This is a genomic window from Myroides sp. C1519 (assembly GCF_038039755.1).
In the GTDB taxonomy this organism is placed as follows: domain Bacteria; phylum Bacteroidota; class Bacteroidia; order Flavobacteriales; family Flavobacteriaceae; genus Flavobacterium; species Flavobacterium phaeum_A.
The window spans coordinates 89,328-106,502 of the sequence record NZ_JBBPHM010000002.1; the positions used below are offsets into that span (position 1 = coordinate 89,328).

Sequence of the window (17,175 nt, forward strand, 5' to 3'; positions counted from 1 at the left end):
AGGGTGTCAGTTGGGTTATTACTGTTAATTACAGTTTGTGATTTTTTAATTACTAATACTGAGCATTTTTTAATAAAATATCGCCATAGTGTAAAATTGAAAAATCGCTGTGTATTTTTTTAATTGGTTAATATTTAATATATTAGCTATGTTACTAAAGGTAGCGAATACTTTTTTAAAAGGTATTTATGCTTATTTAAGCGCCTTTTTTGCTACCTATCTCAAATTGGATTATTATGTAAATCCACCTAATAAGGGCATAAGACGTTATCCCTTTCTGTTTTAACATCCATAGTTTTTTTGGATGTCCTATGTAGGATGCTATTTCTGTTAGTATTCTATCTCGGCTGAGTAATCAGTAACAATCTAATTTATTAATTTCTTCGTTTATTGAAAACGAGGACAAACTTATTATGTATTTATGTCAAATTTTAAAGTAGGAATTATTGGTGCTGGTCCGAGTGGATTAGCTATGTTAAGAGCTTTTGAATCAGAACAAAAAAAAGGAAATCCCATACCAGAGATTAAATGTTATGAAAAACAAGATAACTGGGGTGGAATGTGGAACTATACTTGGAGAACAGGTGTAGGGAAATATGGTGAACCTTTACACGGGAGTATGTACAAGTACTTGTGGTCTAATGGACCAAAAGAGTGTTTAGAGTTTGCCGATTATACTTTTATGGATCACTTCAAGACTCCAATTTCTTCTTACCCTCCAAGAGAGGTTTTGTTTGACTATATAGAAGGAAGAATTAAACAGAGTAAAGCACGTGATTTTATTAAGTTTAATACAGTTGCAAGATGGGTTGACTATTTAGAAGATAAAAAGCAGTTCAGAGTTGTTTTTGACGATTTAGTTAAGAATGAAACTTTTGAAGAGTTTTTTGACTATTTAGTTATTGGTACAGGACATTTCTCTACGCCAAATATGCCTTATTTTAAAGGTATTGATAATTTCCCTGGAACAGTAATGCACGCGCACGATTTTAGAGGGGCAGATCAGTTTATAGATAAAGATGTATTGTTAATAGGAAGTAGTTATTCTGCCGAGGATATAGGTGTACAATGTTTTAAACATGGTAGTAAATCAGTAACGATTGCTTATCGTACCAATGCTATTGGAGCTAAGTGGCCAAAAGGAATAGAAGAGAGGTCTTTAGTTACACATTTTGAAGATAATGTAGCTTATTTTAAAGATGGTTCGTCTAAGGCTTTTGATGCGGTTATTTTATGTACAGGTTATCAACATAAATTCCCTTTCTTGCCTGATGAATTACGATTAAAAACAAAGAATAGTTTGTATCCTGATAATTTATATAAAGGAGTTATTTTCAATGAAAATGAAAGATTGTTGTTCTTAGGGATGCAAGATCAATATTATACATTCAATATGTTTGACTCTCAGGCTTGGTTTGCCCGTGATTATATGTTAGGAAGAATTGCATTGCCTGCAAAAGAGAAACGTGATGAAGATATTAATAATTGGTTGAAAGCTGTAAAAGCTGCGAGTACTGGACCAGAGCACGTCGATTTTCAAACAGCATATATTAAAGAGTTAATTGACTTAACTGATTATCCTACATTCGATTTAGACAAAGTAGCAGAGATGTTTAAAAGCTGGATGAATGACAAAGAGGTGAATATTTTACATTACCGTGATAAAGTTTACACTTCAGTTATGACAGGTGTAACAGCTGAAGAACATCACACGCCTTGGATGAAAGAGTTGGATGATAGTTTAGAAAGATACTTAGATGAAGTGGAAGTAGATGAGGAAGAGTTAAGTAAAACAAATAATTACTAAGCTTATTTATTGTAATATAGCATAGTTATTGTAACAAAAAGCTCCAGTTTAGAGTATCTAAATTGGGGCTTTTTTCTTAATTGAGTGTTAAATGTAGGAAAAGAATAAAACTTTTGTAACCTTTTGTAACGTTTGTACGTATAACAAATGTGACACAAGGATATTAATCGGAAAATAAGGATAGAAATAATATGAGACAACTTAAAATTACCAAGCAGGTAACGAATCGTGAGACGGCATCTCTTGATAAATACTTGCAAGAAATTGGTAAAGTAGATTTGATTACTGCTGATGAGGAAGTAGAATTAGCACAGCGAATTAAAGCTGGTGACCAAAGAGCTCTTGAGAAATTAACGAAAGCGAATTTACGTTTCGTTGTATCTGTTGCAAAACAGTATCAAAATCAAGGTTTAACACTTCCCGATTTGATTAATGAAGGAAACTTAGGATTAATCAAAGCTGCACAACGTTTCGATGAGACGAGAGGTTTTAAGTTCATTTCATATGCTGTATGGTGGATTCGTCAATCAATTTTGTCTGCTCTTGCTGAGCAATCAAGAATTGTACGTCTTCCATTGAACAAGATTGGTTCTATTAATAAAATTAATAAGATGTACGCTTTATTAGAGCAATCTAACGAACGTCCACCTTCTGCAGAAGAAATTGCAGTAGAATTAGATATGACTGTAAATGACGTTAAGGAGAGTATGAAAAACTCTGGGCGTCACTTATCAATGGATGCACCATTAGTAGAAGGAGAAGATTCTAACTTATATGACGTATTGCGTTCAGGTGAATCTCCAAATCCGGATAGAGAGTTGATTCACGAATCTTTAAGAACAGAGATTGAAAGAGCGTTAGATACATTAACTCCACGTGAGGCTGATGTTGTTCGTTTATACTTTGGATTAGGTGATCAACACCCAATGACATTAGAAGAAATAGGAGAAACTTTTGATTTAACAAGAGAGCGTGTTCGTCAAATTAAAGAGAAAGCAATTCGCAGATTAAAACATACATCAAGAAGTAAAATCTTGAAAACTTATTTAGGATAAGAAATTATCAAAGGCGTTACTAAAGAAGTAACGCCTTTTTTTATGCTTTGTTTCTATCCTTTAGGTATGTATATTTGTGATGTGAAACAGTTTTTATTTATAATCATAACGTTAGTTGTCTTTCGTCCGATAGTTCCCTTAATGAACTATTTAGTGGACTATGATTATATTGCTACTGTTTTGTGTATAAATAAAGATAAGCCTGAAATGCAGTGTAACGGAAAATGTTATTTAATGCAGGAGATGGCTAAAGTAGCGGAAGAGCAAAAAGAAAAGGACACAAAGAAGTTGTGTTCAATAGCTTTTTCTTTATTATTTTTTGATACCAATGAAGTTCAACAAAACTCTAAGGTTGATTTTACTTCAGATTGTTTAGCAATAGATGGTTATAAGAATCTATATGCTGGACTTTTTTCTAATGGCGTACTTCGTCCTCCCCTCTACGTTTAATATTATTTTATCGGACTAATTTCATTGCTAAAATTTTAGTGATGAGTACTATTGTATAATATTAAACCAAAATTTCTTATGTCAAGTAAGATAGTAAAGTCTTGTGCTTTAAATTATTTTACTCAAGATCAGTCTTCTTTTTATATGAAAAGCTTGAATGCGTTGTTAGTAGATCACCCTATTTTGTGTGAGTACTTCCGCGCTAATAGTTATATGTTGTTAGTGTTGAAAGAAGGAGAGTATAGTTTAAGTGTAAATGACTTTTTGTTAGCAGGTACTTCTTCAAAAGTAATTGTTATTAAACCTGGAGACATTGTAAAATTCAATGTTTTAAAAGATTGTAAGGGAAGTTTTATTTGTTTTGAGGAGTCATTCTTTTCTTTGAGGTATCATGAAAATGTACTTCGTTTTTTTGATTTCTTTCAAGCAGATAGTTCGCCTTCACAACAAATAGAGCCAAGCGTTTTAGGGAAGTTGTCTGTTTTGTTGGAATTGATGGATGTTGAACATGCTTCAGAAAGACCAGATCGTGAAAAGGTTTTGCGTTCTTACTTAAATATTCTTTTGTGCGAATTACAAACACTAAACAAGGAATGTGTGGTAGATAATTATAAGCAGATAAAGACTGCAGTTAATAATCGTATACTAATGTTTCAAGATTTAGTTGAGCAACACTTTAAAGAAGCAAAAACACCTGCTTTTTACGCAGAAAAACTTTGTGTAACCCCAAATTACCTAAATAAACTTTGCAAGCAGGAAAAGGGCGTTACTGCAGGTCATATAGTAAGACAACGCATAGTAGTAGAGGCAAAACGATTATTGCAGTTTAGTAGTTTCAATATTAATGAGATTGCAAGGGAGTTGTGTTTTGATAGTACTTCTTATTTTGTGACTTTCTTTAAGAAGCAAGAGGGGATAACACCGGAAAACTATCGCAAGAGTTTTACTTAAATTTCAATATTTATTCCTTTTGTTTCACTATTGGTGAATTTCAATAGATTTAAGAGGGATAACTTTAGTATAAGATTTTATACTTAAATATTTTTGGCACGTGAAAAAATTATATATCATCATAGTACTCGTATTTATATTCCGTCCGGTAATGCCGGTAGTGGAGTATATGGTCAATTATGATTATATATCAACCGTTTTATGTGAGAATGTGGATAAACCACAATTAGAGTGTAACGGGAAGTGTCACTTAGCGAAGGAACTTGATAAAACATTAGAAACAAAAGCCCCAGTTCATTTAGAAAAGGCAACTGTTCTTTTAGATTTTATTCCTGTTTTTACTTATAAAACAGAGTTTGACTTCGTTGATTATTCTTTTAAAAAGGATTTTGAACACAGTGGTTATTTAAACTTGTATAACTACTTATATAGTTCATTTGTATTACAACCTCCAATCGTATAAGTTTTAATATTAGCTTTTTAAGGTAGTTCGAGTATATCGAACAGGATGCCTATTGACTTTTTTAAACTTATAAATACAATTAAAATGAACAAATTTTTATCATATATCACATTATTTTTATGCGCTTCAATTACTTTAACTTCTTGTACAAGTGATGATGCAACAGAGGAAGTATTAGACAGAAAACTTGAAGTATTAGAAGGAAAGAATACTGTTACTTTCAATTTTGATCACAAAATGTTTGGAGAAGCTTTGAAATACGATACTTTTTATAAATCAAATGGAAATAATGAAGAGTTAAACATTACATTTTTAAAATACATCATTAGTAATTTTCAGCTGACAGATGATAAAGGTGAAGTGTTTACATATCCTAAAAATGAGAGTTACTTTTTTGTAGATTCAGAATCTAACGATTTTAAAGTAGTTCTTAAAGATGTTCCTGCAGGGCGTTATACTGGTATTAAATTTGGTATGGGAGTTGACCAAGAAAAATATCTTAGAGGTTTAGAAGATCAACAAGAGTTCTGGGATTTATGTAGAGAACACAACCTTATTTGGGGATGGCTTACAGGGTATAAATTTATTAACTGCCAAGGTTTCTTCACAAGCGCTGGATCTGAAGCAGATGATTTCCAATTACACATTGGTAGTCACGGAAGTAAGTTAGATAATTATAGAGAAGTTGTATTGACAACAAAAGACGTTGTTAAAGTAAGTGATAAATATGCTGCAACGGTTGAGTTAGATGTAGAGGTGTCTAAGTTGTTAGATGACAAAAACAAAATTTCTTTAGTAGAGAAACAATATATTATGGTGGACAAAGAGCGTGCTCCAAAAATTATGGAGAATGCAGTGAATATGTTCAGTGTGAAAGAAGTAAAAATTACTGAATAGTTTATTATTTGATTTTATCAAGAAGGGAAGATTAGTCAGTCTTCCCTTCACTTATTTCTATGAAAAATATTATTTTAAGTTTAATAGGAGTTTTTTTATTGATTAGTTGTTCATCAGATAATTATGAAGAACTTATAGAAGTAGACAATGATATTTTACATTGGGAAAAGCCAAGTAATTTTCCCGCGTTAAAATATACTTTTAAAAACAATGAATTGCGACATTCAAGATTTGAATTAGGTAAAAAGTTATTTTATGATGAACGCTTGTCAGAAGATAATACAATATCATGTGCCTCTTGTCATATAAGAGAACTTGCGTTTTCAGATGCTGGCAAAGCATTAAGTATTGGAATAGATGGACTGATAGGAAAGAGGAATGCTCCAGCTATTCAGAATATGGCTTTTTTTGAAGAATACTTTTATGATGGTGCATCAAATAATTTAGAGATGGTTCCAATTGTACCGATTCACAATGAAGTTGAAATGCGTGAAACATTGCCTACCATCTTACAGAAATTGCGTTTAGATTCTGAATACATTGCAATGTTTGCTAAGGCATACAATGATACTAAAATGACCTCTACGAGTATGATGAAAGCATTAGCACAGTATATGACTTTATTAGTGTCAAGTAATTCTAAGTACGATAAGTTCGTTAGAAATGAAGCTGGTGGTAACTTAACAGTATTAGAAGAAAAGGGATTGTCGTTATTTAAAGAGAATTGTGCTTCCTGTCATAGTTCCGATTTATTCTCAGATAGCAGTTTTAGAAACAATGGATTACCATGGGATCCTGTATTACAAGATCAAGGAAGAGTTGATGTATCAGGAGAACCAGAAGATATAGGCAAGTTTAAAGTAAGCTCGCTGCGCAATGTTGCACTTACAGCTCCTTATATGCACGATGGAAGATTTGAAACACTTGATGAGGTGCTTAATTTTTATGTGAATGGAGTAGAAGATAGTGAAACTTTAGATCCGTTATTAAAAAAGAACAATGGAAAAGTGGGGATACTGTTATCTAAAGAAGAACAAAGAGCTATTATAGCATTTTTACAAACATTGACGGACTATGAGTTTATCAATAATTTGAATTTATAAAAGAGATATAAAAATAACAAAGGGGCTTTAAAGCCCCTTTGTTTGTATTTGATTAGTGTTGGTACACTACGAATTTTTTGTCATCTTCAGTAACTACTTTTGTTAAGTTATGAGCAGCAAGACCTTTCATTGCCTTATCCCATTTCTTACCACTTAAAGCAGCTTGCTCTTTAAGAGAAGCAATTTCTACTTTGTTTTCATTATTCTCAAGAATTTGAACAATGATTTTTTCTTCATCTGTTAACTCTACAGTAGGAGCAGTTTTCTCTGGTCTCATTTGAGGGAAGAAAAGAACTTCTTGGATAGATGCGTTATTAGTTAAGAACATAATTAATCTGTCCATACCAATACCTAAACCAGATGTAGGAGGCATACCATATTCTAATGCACGTAAGAAGTCTTGGTCAATAAACATAGCTTCATCATCTCCACGATCAGCTAAGTCCATTTGTGCTTCAAAACGCTCTCTTTGATCGATAGGATCATTTAACTCAGAGTAAGCATTAGCAATCTCTTTACCACAAACCATTAATTCGAAACGCTCTGTAAGCTCAGGATTATCTCTATGAGCTTTAGTTAAAGGAGACATCTCTTTTGGATAATCAGTAATGAAAGTAGGTTGGATGTAGTTACCCTCACATTTCTCACCAAAGATTTCATCAATAAGTTTTCCTTTCCCCATAGTTTCATCAACAGGAATACCCATACCTAAAGCAGCTTGACGAATTTCGTCTTCTGATTTACCTGTAATATCAAAACCTGTAAACTCTTTAATAGAGTCTGCCATTGTGATACGTTTGTAAGGAGCTTTAAAGTTGATAGCGTGTTCTCCGAAAGTAGCTTCTGTCGTACCATTAACAGCAATAGCACAATGTTCTAATAAACGTTCAGTGAAGTCCATCATCCAGTTATAGTCTTTATAAGCAACGTAAATTTCCATTGCAGTAAACTCTGGGTTGTGCGTTCTGTCCATACCTTCATTACGGAAGTTTTTAGAGAATTCGTAAACTCCGTCAAAACCACCAACGATTAAACGTTTTAAGTACAATTCATTAGCAATTCTCAAGTATAATGGAATGTCTAAAGCATTGTGGTGTGTAATAAATGGACGAGCAGCAGCTCCACCAGGGATAGACTGTAATACAGGAGTTTCTACTTCCATATAACCAGAATCGTTAAAGAAATTACGCATTGCACTAAATAATTTAGTACGTTTTACGAAAATATCTTTGTTTAATGGATTAACCACTAAATCAACATAACGCATTCTGTAACGCAATTCTGGATCAGTAAAAGCATCGAAAGTGTTTCCTTCAGCATCTGTTTTTGGAAGAGGAAGAGGGCGTAAAGACTTACTTAATAAAGATAAGTTTTTAACACGTACTGTTTTTTCACCAACTTGCGTAGTGAATAACTCTCCTTCAATTCCTATAATATCACCTAAGTCGATTAACTTTTTATAAATCTCGTTATATAAAGTTTTATCTTCTCCAGGACAAAGTTCATCTCTGTTAATGTACAATTGGATTTTTCCTTCACTATCTTGAATAGTAGCAAAAGAAGCCTTTCCTTGAATTCTTGAAGACATAAGTCTTCCAGCCACAACTACCTTCTTACCTTCTTCAAAATCGTTCTTTATCTGCTTAGACGTATGATCCACAGGGAATAGGTTTGCAGGATAGGGATTTACACCAAGCTCTTGTAATTTACTCAGCTTTTCTCTTCTTATGATTTCTTGTTCTGAAAGTTGCATAATAATTGTGAATTAATTTTAAAAGGCAAATATAGCCAATCTTTGAAAATGCGACAATTACTAAGAGTCTTAAAACGCATTATTTTGCTTTTAAATGCTTGTTTTAAAGAAACAAGCAATCAAATTTTGGGGCAGATGACTTTATGTGATAAAAAATCACGAAATTTGTATAACTTTTAATCAATTAGAAATGAGTTTTTGGCGCGTATTATTATCGATTTTTTTACCACCTTTAGCTGTATATGATAAAGGATGTGGGTCTATATTGATTGTTTTGCTATTAACCCTGATGGGGTGGGTTCCTGGTGTAATTGGAGCTTTAGTAATATTGAACAATCCAAAATATAATAACTAAGAATTTAGTGAAATGAACAAAACAGTTAAGCTTATTGATTTAGGCGAAAAGGATTATAAAGATACTTGGGACTACCAAGAAGAGATTTTTCAATCTATATTAGCTACAAAAGTTAAGAATAGAAGAGAAGAAGCTACAGAACCTACTGATAACTATTTTATTTTTGTAGAGCACCCTCACGTTTATACGTTAGGAAAGAGTGGAGATGTTCACAATATGCTTTTGAATGATGAGCAATTAAAAGCAAAAGGAGCTACTTTTTATAAAATTAATAGAGGTGGAGATATTACTTATCACGGGCCAGGTCAGATAGTTGGATATCCAATTATTGATTTAGAAAACTTCTTTACAGATATTCATAAATACCTTCGTTTATTAGAGGAGACTATTATTTTAGTTTTAAAGGATTACGGAATTGAAGCAGGTAGAAGTGAAGGAGAAACAGGTGTGTGGCTTGGAGTAGGAACGCCATTTCCGCGTAAAATATGTGCAATGGGAGTTAGAGCATCACGTTGGGTAACTATGCACGGATTTGCATTAAATGTAAATTCAGACCTTGGTTATTTTGACAATATCATTCCTTGTGGAATCAAAGGAAAAGGAGTTACTTCTTTGAATGTTGAACTTGGAGTTGATTACGTAGATGAAGATGAAATAAGAAATAAGATTATAAAATATTTTTCTGAATTATTTGAAGCAACAGTTGTTGTCGCTGAGTAATTGAAAACAACATAAGAAAACCTAATGGCGTGTGCTGTTAGGTTTTTTTTTATCTTTGTACAAACAACACAATATAATGAAAAACACAATTATTGCGCCGTCTGTATTAGCGGCTGATTTTGGAAATTTACAACGCGACGTTGAAATGATTAATAATAGTGAGGCAGATTGGTTTCATATTGATATTATGGATGGAGTATTTGTTCCTAATATTTCTTATGGGATGCCTGTTTTAGATGCTATTAATAAACACGCTAAAAAAACATTAGACGTACATTTAATGATTGTTGATCCTGATCGTTATATCAAAACATTTAAAGATTTAGGAACTGATATCTTGACAGTGCACTATGAAGCGTGTACACATTTACACAGAACAATTCAAGCTATAAAAGCTGAAGGAATGAAGGCAGGAGTGGCGTTAAATCCACATACGAATGTAAATGTATTAGAAGATGTAATACAAGATTTAGACTTAGTGTTGATTATGAGTGTTAATCCTGGTTTTGGAGGACAAAGTTTTATTGAAAACACTTATGATAAGGTACGCAAGGTAAAAGCAATGATTGAGGCAAAAGGAGCTTCTACAATCATTGAAATTGATGGAGGAGTAACAAGCAAAAATGCAAAAGCTTTAGTAGATGCTGGAGCAGACGCATTAGTAGCAGGAAGTTTCGTATTTAAATCAGAGAATCCTACAGCAACAATAGCAGAATTAAAAGAGATTACTAAATAGTATTCCTTTTATAAATATAAAAAGGCTGTTCTATCACGATAGAGCAGCCTTTCTTTTGTATAAAGTTTCTTATACAGATAAAAAAGCATTGAAAAACAAAGGGGTTGTCCAATAAGACAACCCCTTTGTTTTTTTAGACGAGATGTTTATTACATCATTCCAGGCATACCTCCGCCCATTGGCATAGCAGCAGCACTTTCGTCTTTTATTTCAACTAATGCACACTCAGTGATCAAGATCATTCCAGAAACAGAAGCAGCATTTTCTAATGCAACTCTTGTTACTTTCTTAGGATCAATAACCCCAGCTTGTAACATATCAACGTATTCGTTTGTTTTAGCATTGTATCCGAAGTTTCCTTTCCCTTCTAAAACTTTAGCAACAACAACAGAACCTTCCGATCCAGCGTTTTCAACAATAGTTCTCAAAGGAGATTCAATTGCTTTTGCTACGATTTGAATACCCGTTTCTTCGTCAGCGTTTTCAGCTTTAATATCAACTAAAGCTTCTTTAGCTCTTAATAAAGCAACACCACCACCAGCAACGATACCTTCTTCAACAGCAGCTCTTGTTGCGTGTAATGCATCATCAACTCTATCTTTTTTCTCTTTCATTTCTACTTCAGAAGCAGCACCAACATAAAGAACAGCAACACCACCAGCTAATTTAGCTAAACGCTCTTGTAACTTCTCTCTGTCATAGTCAGAAGTAGTAGCTTCCATTTGCGCTTTAATCTGGTTTACTCTGTTTTTGATCATATCAGCCTCACCACTTCCACTAACAATAGTTGTGTTGTCTTTATCTATGCTAACACGTTTACAAGTACCAAGCATTTCTAAAGTTGTATTTTCTAAAGTATATCCTTGCTCTTCAGAGATAACCACACCACCAGTTAAGATAGCGATATCCTCTAACATTGCTTTTCTTCTATCTCCAAAACCAGGAGCTTTAACAGCAGCAATTTTTAAAGCTCCTCTTAATTTATTAACTACTAAAGTAGATAATGCTTCACCATCAACATCTTCAGCGATAATTAATAAAGGTTTACCAGATTGAGCAACTGGTTCTAATACAGGTAAAAGTTCTTTTAAAGAAGAAACTTTTTTGTCATATAATAAGATGTAAGGAGAATCTAATTCTACCTCCATTTTTTCAGAATTAGTTACAAAGTAAGGAGATAAGTACCCTCTGTCAAACTGCATACCTTCAACAACGTCAACGAATGTTTCAGTTCCTTTAGCTTCTTCAACAGTGATAACACCTTCTTTTCCTACTTTTTCAAAAGCTTGAGCAATTAATTCACCGATAAAATCATCGTTATTAGCAGAGATAGAAGCAACTTGTTTGATTTTGTCCATAGACCCACCAACTTCTTGTGCTTGTTTTTTTAACTCTTCAACGATAATTTCAACAGCTTTATCGATACCACGTTTTAAATCCATTGGATTAGCACCAGCAGCAACGTTTTTAAGACCTTCTTTAACGATAGCTTGAGCTAAAACAGTAGCAGTAGTAGTACCATCACCAGCCAAGTCATTTGTTTTAGAAGCAACTTCTTTTACCATTTGCGCCCCCATGTTTTCTAAAGTATCTTCTAACTCAACTTCTTTAGCTACAGAAACACCATCTTTAGTAACTGTTGGAGCACCAAAAGATTTTCCAATAATTACGTTTCTTCCTTTAGGACCTAATGTTACTTTAACTGCATTTGCTAAAGCGTCAACTCCACGTTTCAAACCTTCACGTGCAGCGATGTCGAATTTAATATCTTTTGCCATTTTAAAATTTCTGATTTAGTTGTTAATGATTCAATTTTTTAAACAATTGCAAGAATGTCGTCTTCACGCATAATAAGGTAATCTTTACCTTCAAACTTTAATTCCGTTCCAGCATATTTCCCATAAAGAACAGTATCGCCTACTTTTACAGTCATCTCGTGATCTTTAGTTCCGTTTCCTGCTGCAACTACAATACCTCTTTGAGGTTTTTCTTTTGCTGTGTCTGGAATGAATATACCTGAAGCAGTTTTAGTTTCTGCTGGTAGAGGTTCAATAAGAACTCTGTCTGCAAGTGGTTTAATGTTTAATGCCATAGTCTTATAGTTTATAAATTGAATTTAATTATTTTTAATTAATACAGATAACGAATAGTCATAAAGTATGCCAAAGCAAAAAAGTGACAGTCTTATCAAAAAAAAATGCCAGCTTGACAGCTGGCATTTTTAATATATAAATAATATGTAATTATTATTCTTGAGTTTCAGTCTCTTGAGTAGGTGTCACAGGTTGTTCAGCCGGTGTTTCAGTCTCTTGAGAGATTGGTGATAATGGTGCAGCAACTGCATTTGGATCTAATAATTTAGAATCTCCTGTAGCGCCTCCACTAAAACTTGTAGTAGATAATAAAATTAAGATAATTAATACTGCACCTAAAGTCCAAGTACTTTTATCTAAGAAATCGTTTGTATTTTTAACACCACCAACTACTGTAGATCCTCCGAAAGATGAATCTAAACCTCCTCCTTTTGGATTCTGTACCATAATTACTACGATAAGTAAAAAACATACAATGGCGATTAATACTAAAAATATTGTAAATGTGTTCATGGTGATTAACTATTATGTTGTTGTAACGCTTTTATATCTAATATTTGGTCTGCAAAGAAACTACTTTTTTCTGGATATTTCAAAATTAATATCTCATAAGCTTGTATTGCTTTTTGATATTTTTTTTGCTCTAAGTAAATCTTTGCTAATGTTTCAGTCATTAAACTATTGTTCTCTTGTACTGAGTTCTCAATGTTTACAGGGGCTGAGGTAGTTTTTTTTGTTGGCAAAATTTTAGGATTTGTTTCGATAAATTTATCTATTAAATCTAATTTTTTTTGCTTATCAGTATCAATTATAACCTCAGTATCTGTTAAAATATCCTCTTTTTCTCGTTCAATAGGCTTTGCTTTTGCCAATTGTAACCATTCTTGGAATGAGAATTTCTCATTTTCAGAGAACGTAAGAGGTTTGCCTATTTCTAATTTTTCTTCTAATTTTTGATGATTAATCTTTTCATCAATGCTTTCTTGTATTTCTATCACTTCAGACTGCTCAGGTGTTTCTATACAAATTGTCTCGTCTATAATATTTTCCTCTATCAACTGTTGTTCTTCTACTTGTACACTTTCTTGTTCTTCCTCCTTTTCGTTTTCAAGAAGTGTTATTGATTGAAGTAAGCTTTTAATAGCCGTAGAAGTTTCTTTAGGAGTATTTGGTAATACTTCCTCTTCTATACTTTTATCTTCTGTTTCTTCTTGTGGTATATCAGCTATTTCACTTAGTAGATCAATAGGCTTATAACTAACAAAATCAGGTGAAATGATAAACTCAAAAAGTATATCCCGGTCTAAGGTATATGCAGCTGTTTTTTTTAGCGCTTGATTGTAATCACTACTTTTTTGCAAAAAGAGACTTTTAAGATATAAACTTCTTACCGACTGAAAATAAGGGTAGTCGTGAAGTATATCTTTTAGTTCACTTGCGTCATTAGCAGCAATGCTTTCAGGCTTGTGCAACAATATATCTAAGTTATCTAAATTCACGAGTTCTAAAATTTTTAAATTACCACTTAGCTAAAGATTCATTGAATACGTCTTGTGTTATTCTTTCATAAATAGCATCAAGAGCAGTACTTAAACTTGCGCCCATTAATTGAACGTTAGCATCATAGTCATAGTAGAAAGAGAATCTTTTTTCGAAGTCATCCTCTGGTTTATTCTTGTTAAAGAAACGAACATTGATTGCAATATACAAACGGTTTTGTGCAGCTCTTTGATCTGCTGTTGCAGTCATTGGGCTAATTCTGTAATCTACAATTTCACCTTCATAGATTAGATCACCATCATTATTAGTTAAGCTTAAGCTTGTTTGATTCTGAATCAAATCTTGCAACGCCATTGTAAATGTTCTGTCAATTCCCGGTTCTACTAAACTTGCATTATTCTGAAACGTATTAACCTGAAACGTATTAGCATCTATTTTACCAGTACCAGTAAAGTTATAATATTTACAACTATGAAGTACTATAGAACATAGTAAAATAGAAAATAAGTATTTGATTTTCATAATTATAGGTTGTATTGCTTGATTTTTCTATATAGTGTTCTTTCAGAGATTCCCAGTTCTTCTGCGGCAGCTTTTCTTTTACCTTTGTTTCTTTCCAATGCTTTTTTAATCAACTCTAACTCTTGATCAACTAAATTTAAAGGAATATCCTCTACCGTTTCAGCTAAAAGATAATTGTTGTCGTCTTCATCATCATCAACATGTTCATGAAAAGAATTGTTTTGTGTTTGATGATTCTCCATTGGTAAGATATTAAAACTGCTCGTAGGAGCTGTTTGTATATCTTGAATTTCATTATTTTTTTGGCCGTAGATACGTTGAATTAAATTCTTATTTGATTCTTGAACTTGTCCCTTGTCGTTCTGTAATAACTCCAAAGTTAGTTTTTTAAGATCCGTAAGATCTCCTTTCATATCAAAAAGTACTTTATACAAAATTTCTCTTTCACTACTAAAATCAGAATCTGCTTTTTTAGTATTCACTAAAGACGGTAATTGTCTGTCGTGATTCGGTAGATAAGTTTGAAGAACAGGTAGCGTAATAATTCTATTTGTCTCCAATACAGATATTTGTTCAGCTACATTTCGCAATTGACGAATATTTCCGTCCCAGCGGTATCTCATTAAATAATTAGCAGCTTCCGGTTCAAGTTTGATAGGAGGCATTTTATATTTATGCGAGAAGTCAGAAGCAAATTTTCTAAAGATTAGATGAATATCTTCACCTCTTTCACGAAGAGGAGGAAGGTTTATTTCTACCGTACTTAAACGGTAATACAAATCTTCTCTAAATTTTCCCTTGTCAATAGCTTCCATCATGTTAACATTCGTAGCAGCGATAATACGGATGTCAGATTTTTGAACTTTAGAAGAACCAACTTTAATAAATTCACCATTTTCAAGTACACGTAATAATCTTACCTGTGTTGTTAGAGGTAACTCTCCAACTTCATCTAAAAAAATAGTTCCTCCATCAGCTTCTTCAAAGTAACCTTCACGAGAGCCAATAGCTCCCGTAAAAGCACCTTTTTCATGTCCGAATAATTCACTGTCAATTGTACCTTCTGGAATAGCTCCACAGTTTACGGCAATATATTTACCGTGTTTTCTGTGTGATAATGAATGTATGATTTTAGGGATACTCTCTTTACCAACCCCGCTTTCTCCTGTCACTAAAACCGAAATGTCAGTAGGAGCTACTTGAATAGCCTTTTCTAACGCACGGTTTAGCTTAATATCGTTTCCGATAATTTCGAAGCGTTGTTTTATAACTTGAAGGTTTTCCATCGTTTGACGTGATAATTATAATAAACTATTCTTGCATAGGAGAATATCCTACAGCTTTTCCAATTAATGTAGCAGAAGTACAATCAGTAACTTCTACCATTACAAAATCTCCTACTTTATAGTTTTCTTTAGGGAAAACAGCAGTAGTATTTTGAGAGTTTCTTCCAGACCATTCTTGTTCAGAACGCTTAGATGTTTTTTCAATCAAGACCTCTACAGTTTGACCAACAAAACGTTGTGTTCTTTCCAAGCTGATTTTATTTTGAACAGCAATAATTTCTGAAAGGCGACGTTTTTTAACCTCTTCAGGTACATCATCTTCTAATTTTCTTGCTGCAAGTGTGCCTGGTCTTTCAGAATAAGCAAACATAAAACCGAAGTCATATCTTACGTGTTCCATTAGTGACAAAGTATCTTTATGATCCTCTTCTGTCTCAGTAGGGAAACCTGTAATCATATCTTGAGAAAGAGAAATACCAGGGATGATTTCGTAAATCTTATCTACCAAGGCAATATATTCTTCTCTTGTATGTTGACGGTTCATTTCTTCTAAAATACGAGTACTTCCTGATTGCACAGGTAAGTGAATGTATTTACAAACATTGTGGTATTTTGCAATTACGTGAAGAACCTCTTCGTGCATATCTTGTGGATTAGACGTTGAGAATCTAAAACGCATTTTAGGGAAAGAAATCGCACATTGCTCTAATAATTGAGCAAAGTCCATTGCTGTTGCCTTTTGCATTTCAGTAGCTTTGTCAAAGTCTTTTTTAAGACCACCGCCATACCATAAATAACTATCAACATTCTGACCTAAAAGAGTAATCTCCTTGAAGCCTCTTTCTTGTAAGTCTTTAATTTCTGTTAAGATACTTTGAGGGTCACGGCTTCTTTCTCTACCTCTTGTGAAAGGAACAACACAGAATGTACACATATTGTCACATCCTCTTGTGATTGATACAAAAGCGGTAACACCATTACTTTGTAAACGAACAGGAGAAATATCACCATACGTTTCTTCTTTAGAAAGAATAACGTTAATAGCGTCTCTACCTTCTTCTACATCTCTTAGTAAGTTTGGAATATCTTTGTAAGCATCTGGTCCAACAACCATATCTACAATTTTTTCCTCTTCTAAGAATTTACTTTTTAAACGTTCAGCCATACAACCAAGAACCCCAACTTTCATTCCTGGGTTTTTCTTTTTAATACGGTTGTATTGATCAAGACGTTTACGAACAGTTTGTTCTGCCTTATCTCTAATTGAGCAAGTGTTTACTAACACTAAATCCGCTTCTTCTAAATTATCTGTTGTATTATATCCTTCTTCAGAAAGGATTGAAGCTACAATTTCACTATCTGAAAAGTTCATTTGACAACCATAGCTTTCAATAAAAAGCTTCTTACCGTTGTTCTCTTTTTTCTCTAATTGTAGGCTTGTACCTTGTTTATTTTCGTCAATTACCTTTTCCATAAGATTGCTC

General features: G+C 33.1%; 18 protein-coding genes. 10 read left to right on the forward strand and 8 right to left on the reverse strand.

Annotated elements, in window-relative coordinates:
• Window positions 1-421: 421 nt before the first annotated feature.
• From AABL81_RS01805 to AABL81_RS01835, 7 genes are all read left to right on the forward strand, one after another.
• Entirely contained in the window at window positions 422-1,807 is a 1,386-nt protein-coding gene (locus AABL81_RS01805; protein ID WP_341340235.1) for an NAD(P)/FAD-dependent oxidoreductase, read from the forward strand.
• 191 nt (window positions 1,808-1,998) lie between these two features.
• Entirely contained in the window at window positions 1,999-2,862 is an 864-nt protein-coding gene (locus AABL81_RS01810; protein ID WP_090405022.1) for a sigma-70 family RNA polymerase sigma factor, read from the forward strand.
• Window positions 2,863-3,003: 141 nt separating this feature from the next.
• Window positions 3,004-3,312 (forward strand): hypothetical protein, encoded by a 309-nt coding sequence (locus AABL81_RS01815; protein ID WP_158209495.1) that lies wholly within the window; start codon window positions 3,004-3,006, stop codon window positions 3,310-3,312.
• A gap of 78 nt (window positions 3,313-3,390) precedes the next feature.
• Entirely contained in the window at window positions 3,391-4,263 is an 873-nt protein-coding gene (locus AABL81_RS01820; protein ID WP_341340236.1) for a helix-turn-helix domain-containing protein, read from the forward strand.
• Between the two features lie 100 nt (window positions 4,264-4,363).
• The gene (locus AABL81_RS01825; RefSeq protein WP_158209493.1) at window positions 4,364-4,726 is read left to right on the forward strand and encodes a hypothetical protein; all 363 of its coding nucleotides are present in this window, start codon (window positions 4,364-4,366) and stop codon (window positions 4,724-4,726) included.
• An 84-nt stretch (window positions 4,727-4,810) separates the two neighbouring features.
• Window positions 4,811-5,623, forward strand: a complete 813-nt coding sequence (locus tag AABL81_RS01830; RefSeq protein WP_341340237.1) for an MbnP family protein — start codon at window positions 4,811-4,813, stop codon at window positions 5,621-5,623.
• A gap of 59 nt (window positions 5,624-5,682) precedes the next feature.
• Window positions 5,683-6,726 carry a cytochrome-c peroxidase gene (locus tag AABL81_RS01835; RefSeq protein WP_341340238.1) on the forward strand — a complete coding sequence of 348 codons (1,044 nt, stop codon included), beginning with the start codon at window positions 5,683-5,685 and terminating at the stop codon, window positions 6,724-6,726.
• Window positions 6,727-6,778: 52 nt separating this feature from the next.
• Here the strand turns inward: AABL81_RS01835 and lysS are convergent, their stop codons facing one another.
• Window positions 6,779-8,479, reverse strand: coding sequence for a lysine--tRNA ligase (gene lysS, locus AABL81_RS01840; RefSeq protein WP_158209491.1), 1,701 nt, complete (start codon window positions 8,477-8,479; stop codon window positions 6,779-6,781).
• A gap of 190 nt (window positions 8,480-8,669) precedes the next feature.
• Between lysS and AABL81_RS01845 the strand changes: the two genes are divergently transcribed.
• From AABL81_RS01845 to rpe, 3 genes are all read left to right on the forward strand, one after another.
• Window positions 8,670-8,834: a YqaE/Pmp3 family membrane protein gene (locus AABL81_RS01845; RefSeq protein WP_158209490.1), complete on the forward strand. Its 165-nt coding sequence runs from the start codon at window positions 8,670-8,672 to the stop codon at window positions 8,832-8,834.
• Window positions 8,835-8,846: 12 nt separating this feature from the next.
• A complete protein-coding gene (lipB, locus tag AABL81_RS01850) occupies window positions 8,847-9,554 on the forward strand; it encodes a lipoyl(octanoyl) transferase LipB (protein ID WP_158209489.1) in 708 nt (235 codons plus the stop codon).
• 76 nt (window positions 9,555-9,630) lie between these two features.
• Window positions 9,631-10,290, forward strand: coding sequence for a ribulose-phosphate 3-epimerase (gene rpe, locus AABL81_RS01855; protein WP_341340239.1), 660 nt, complete (start codon window positions 9,631-9,633; stop codon window positions 10,288-10,290).
• A gap of 149 nt (window positions 10,291-10,439) precedes the next feature.
• On the opposite strand, the gene groL is transcribed toward rpe, so the two are convergent.
• From groL to miaB, 7 genes are all read right to left on the reverse strand, one after another.
• Window positions 10,440-12,068 (reverse strand): chaperonin GroEL, encoded by a 1,629-nt coding sequence (groL, locus tag AABL81_RS01860; protein WP_341340240.1) that lies wholly within the window; start codon window positions 12,066-12,068, stop codon window positions 10,440-10,442.
• Between the two features lie 38 nt (window positions 12,069-12,106).
• On the reverse strand, window positions 12,107-12,382 hold the full coding sequence (locus AABL81_RS01865; RefSeq protein ID WP_090405051.1) for a co-chaperone GroES: 276 nt from the start codon (window positions 12,380-12,382) through the stop codon (window positions 12,107-12,109).
• 154 nt (window positions 12,383-12,536) lie between these two features.
• The gene (gene secG, locus AABL81_RS01870) at window positions 12,537-12,896 is read right to left on the reverse strand and encodes a preprotein translocase subunit SecG (RefSeq protein ID WP_341340241.1); all 360 of its coding nucleotides are present in this window, start codon (window positions 12,894-12,896) and stop codon (window positions 12,537-12,539) included.
• A gap of 5 nt (window positions 12,897-12,901) precedes the next feature.
• Window positions 12,902-13,882, reverse strand: coding sequence for a tetratricopeptide repeat protein (locus tag AABL81_RS01875; RefSeq protein WP_341340242.1), 981 nt, complete (start codon window positions 13,880-13,882; stop codon window positions 12,902-12,904).
• A gap of 19 nt (window positions 13,883-13,901) precedes the next feature.
• Window positions 13,902-14,405 carry an LptE family protein gene (locus AABL81_RS01880; protein ID WP_090405056.1) on the reverse strand — a complete coding sequence of 168 codons (504 nt, stop codon included), beginning with the start codon at window positions 14,403-14,405 and terminating at the stop codon, window positions 13,902-13,904.
• 2 nt (window positions 14,406-14,407) lie between these two features.
• Window positions 14,408-15,691 (reverse strand): sigma-54 interaction domain-containing protein, encoded by a 1,284-nt coding sequence (locus AABL81_RS01885; protein WP_158209484.1) that lies wholly within the window; start codon window positions 15,689-15,691, stop codon window positions 14,408-14,410.
• Between the two features lie 25 nt (window positions 15,692-15,716).
• Complete coding sequence (gene miaB / locus AABL81_RS01890) at window positions 15,717-17,165, reverse strand: tRNA (N6-isopentenyl adenosine(37)-C2)-methylthiotransferase MiaB (RefSeq protein ID WP_158209483.1); 1,449 nt, start codon at window positions 17,163-17,165, stop codon at window positions 15,717-15,719.
• Window positions 17,166-17,175 lie beyond the last annotated feature (10 nt).

Excerpts from the sequence above, each read along its gene's own strand:
- lipB (WP_158209489.1), top strand. The coding sequence starts at position 8,847 with ATGAACAAAACAGTTAAGCTTATTGATTTAGGCGAAAAGGATTATAAA.
- AABL81_RS01880 (WP_090405056.1), bottom strand. The coding sequence starts at position 14,405 with ATGAAAATCAAATACTTATTTTCTATTTTACTATGTTCTATAGTACTT.
- AABL81_RS01845 (WP_158209490.1), top strand. The coding sequence starts at position 8,670 with ATGAGTTTTTGGCGCGTATTATTATCGATTTTTTTACCACCTTTAGCT.
- AABL81_RS01885 (WP_158209484.1), bottom strand. The coding sequence starts at position 15,691 with ATGGAAAACCTTCAAGTTATAAAACAACGCTTCGAAATTATCGGAAAC.
- lysS (WP_158209491.1), bottom strand. The coding sequence starts at position 8,479 with ATGCAACTTTCAGAACAAGAAATCATAAGAAGAGAAAAGCTGAGTAAA.
- AABL81_RS01830 (WP_341340237.1), top strand. The coding sequence starts at position 4,811 with ATGAACAAATTTTTATCATATATCACATTATTTTTATGCGCTTCAATT.
- AABL81_RS01820 (WP_341340236.1), top strand. The coding sequence starts at position 3,391 with ATGTCAAGTAAGATAGTAAAGTCTTGTGCTTTAAATTATTTTACTCAA.
- AABL81_RS01805 (WP_341340235.1), top strand. The coding sequence starts at position 422 with ATGTCAAATTTTAAAGTAGGAATTATTGGTGCTGGTCCGAGTGGATTA.
- AABL81_RS01815 (WP_158209495.1), top strand. The coding sequence starts at position 3,004 with ATGAACTATTTAGTGGACTATGATTATATTGCTACTGTTTTGTGTATA.
- AABL81_RS01835 (WP_341340238.1), top strand. The coding sequence starts at position 5,683 with ATGAAAAATATTATTTTAAGTTTAATAGGAGTTTTTTTATTGATTAGT.
- AABL81_RS01865 (WP_090405051.1), bottom strand. The coding sequence starts at position 12,382 with ATGGCATTAAACATTAAACCACTTGCAGACAGAGTTCTTATTGAACCT.
- AABL81_RS01810 (WP_090405022.1), top strand. The coding sequence starts at position 1,999 with ATGAGACAACTTAAAATTACCAAGCAGGTAACGAATCGTGAGACGGCA.
- rpe (WP_341340239.1), top strand. The coding sequence starts at position 9,631 with ATGAAAAACACAATTATTGCGCCGTCTGTATTAGCGGCTGATTTTGGA.
- groL (WP_341340240.1), bottom strand. The coding sequence starts at position 12,068 with ATGGCAAAAGATATTAAATTCGACATCGCTGCACGTGAAGGTTTGAAA.
- secG (WP_341340241.1), bottom strand. The coding sequence starts at position 12,896 with ATGAACACATTTACAATATTTTTAGTATTAATCGCCATTGTATGTTTT.
- miaB (WP_158209483.1), bottom strand. The coding sequence starts at position 17,165 with ATGGAAAAGGTAATTGACGAAAATAAACAAGGTACAAGCCTACAATTA.